The sequence below is a fragment of the Mesorhizobium sp. M7A.F.Ca.CA.002.15.2.1 genome (genome assembly GCF_003998715.1).
In the GTDB taxonomy this organism is placed as follows: domain Bacteria; phylum Pseudomonadota; class Alphaproteobacteria; order Rhizobiales; family Rhizobiaceae; genus Mesorhizobium; species Mesorhizobium ciceri.
In genome coordinates this window covers 1-2,118 of record NZ_RZPI01000842.1, presented here as the reverse complement: position 1 = coordinate 2,118, position 2,118 = coordinate 1, and the positions used below count along the sequence as shown (strand labels likewise).

Sequence of the window (2,118 nt, the reverse complement as noted above, 5' to 3'; positions counted from 1 at the left end):
TAGCCAAGTGACAGCAGCGCCGTCACCGTGATGAACAGCACCGAACCGGCAGCAACGACCGCACCCATCAACGGCCAGAACCAGCCGAGCAGCAACGTCGACCCGACCAGCATGACGACCGACGGCAGCAGTGCGATGAGGATGGTGTCGTTGAGCAGGTCGAGCGCCCACATGCCGCGCGTCACCTTGCGGACGGTCGAGCCGGCAAAGCTGTTGGCATGCCAATCGGTGGAAAAGCGCTGAACGCGATGGAAAGCATCGGCGGCGATGTCGGCCATCATCTTCAAGGTCAGCTCGACGATGCCCATGAACGCCAGGTTGCGCAACACGACGCCGGCCAGCGCCAGCGCCATCAACATCGAGAACGCCGTCAGCGCGGCATTCCAGGCAATCGCGTCGGCGGCGGCGCTGCTGGCGACGGCGTCGACCAGCCGGCCGGAATAGAGCGGCGTCAGCACATCGGCCAGCGTCGACAGCAGGAAGCTGGCCATGATGAGCGAAAGCCGCCACGGCTGGCGCCGCCAATGGGTAAGCGTGAAGCCAAGAACGCTGCGAAAGGCGCTCGCGCGCAAATCGATCTTGAAACGAGCCATGATGTCATTCGGGCACAAACGAGCCCGATCCCAGTAGGTCGAAAATTGAAGAAGCCGCGCAAGGGCCAATGATTGCCCGGAAGCGGAGTGGCATATTTGGCGTATCGCCCATAACCGGGCGGCGATCGGCATCGGCATAAGCCTGTGCTCGATCCGGCATCGGCACGAAGGGCAAACCTTCGCGGAGCGCCGGATGAGACCTAGGCTTCGCGGCCTCGCATTACCATGTGAAATACTGCCATTCGGACCTCCCGCAAGACAATTGCGGAGCGGTTCTTATAGAGACGCTCCGATGCACCGCCAAGACGGGCTGACGCCAAAAGCGTATCTGGTCCAACCACTGCGATTATTTTGCAACAATGGCGGGCAAGCCGCGCCTCATTCAGGAACGCGATCCAAGCGCATGTAGCGGCCATCGGTCGATGGCTTGAACCCGAGCTTTTCATACATGCCATGGGCATCGCTGGTCGACAGGCTCCAATGGAAAACGGTCCTGACCTCCGGATGATCGATCAGGGCCTGGACGAGCCGGCTTCCTATGCCCTGCCCGCGATTCTCCGGCCAGATGATGATATCGGCGAGATAGGCGAATACGGTGCGGTCGGTGATCGCCCGGCCGAAGCCGACTTGCCTGCCATCGACATAGGCGCCGACGCAAAGCGAGTTGGCAAAGGCGCGGCGATGGACTTCGTCAGTGCGTCCGGCGCCCCAATAGCTTGCCATCAACAGGTCCGATGTCGCACGGAAATCGATCCGTGACATGTCGAAGCTGATCTCACAATCGGGCATGGTTGTCTCCGGCCGCGCCGCGTGCGCTTTCGGTACCTAGCTGCGATCCCTGAAACGATTGGTGATGGGGTAGCGGCGGTCGCGGCCAAAATTCTTTTTCGTGATCTTCACGCCTGGCGCCGCCTGCCGTCGCTTGTATTCTGCGATGTAGAGCAGGTGCTCGATGCGCGTCACCGTCGCCCGGTCATGGCCGCGCGCTACGATGTCGTCGACACCCATCTCATTCTCGACCAGGCATTCGAGGATATCGTCCAGCACCGGATAGGGCGGCAGCGAATCCTGATCGGTCTGGTTCTCGCGCAATTCCGCCGACGGTGCCTTGTCGATGATGTTCTTCGGGATCACCTCGCCCGAGGGGCCCAGCGCACCCGGCGGCACGTGGCTGTTGCGCCAGCGCGACAGCGCGTAGACCTGCATCTTGTAGAGGTCCTTGATCGGATTGAAGCCGCCATTCATGTCGCCATAGAGCGTGGCATAACCGACCGACATCTCGCTCTTGTTGCCGGTGGTGACGACCATTGAGCCGAACTTGTTGGAGATCGCCATCAGGATGGTGCCGCGTGCGCGGCTCTGCAAATTCTCCTCGGTGATACCTTCCTTGGTGCCTTCGAACATCTGCGTCAGCGCGTGCAGGAAGCCCTCGACCGGCTCGAAGATGGGCACGATGTCATAGCGGCAGCCGAGAGCGCGGGCGCAATCCTCGGCATCTTTGAGCGAATCCTTCGAGGTATAGCGG

The 2,118-nt window shown here is 61.3% G+C and carries 3 protein-coding genes; all 3 read right to left on the bottom strand.

The window, feature by feature from the left end:
• Positions 1-593 (bottom strand): ABC transporter transmembrane domain-containing protein (locus ENZ74_RS30105; protein ID WP_206522362.1); only part of this gene is annotated, 593 nt, incomplete at its 3' end.
• Between the two features lie 378 nt (positions 594-971).
• On the bottom strand, positions 972-1,382 hold the full coding sequence (locus ENZ74_RS30100) for a GNAT family N-acetyltransferase (RefSeq protein ID WP_063167907.1): 411 nt from the start codon (positions 1,380-1,382) through the stop codon (positions 972-974).
• 36 nt (positions 1,383-1,418) lie between these two features.
• A partial coding sequence (nadE, locus tag ENZ74_RS30095; RefSeq protein WP_127313223.1) for an NAD(+) synthase occupies positions 1,419-2,118 on the bottom strand: 700 nt, incomplete at its 5' end.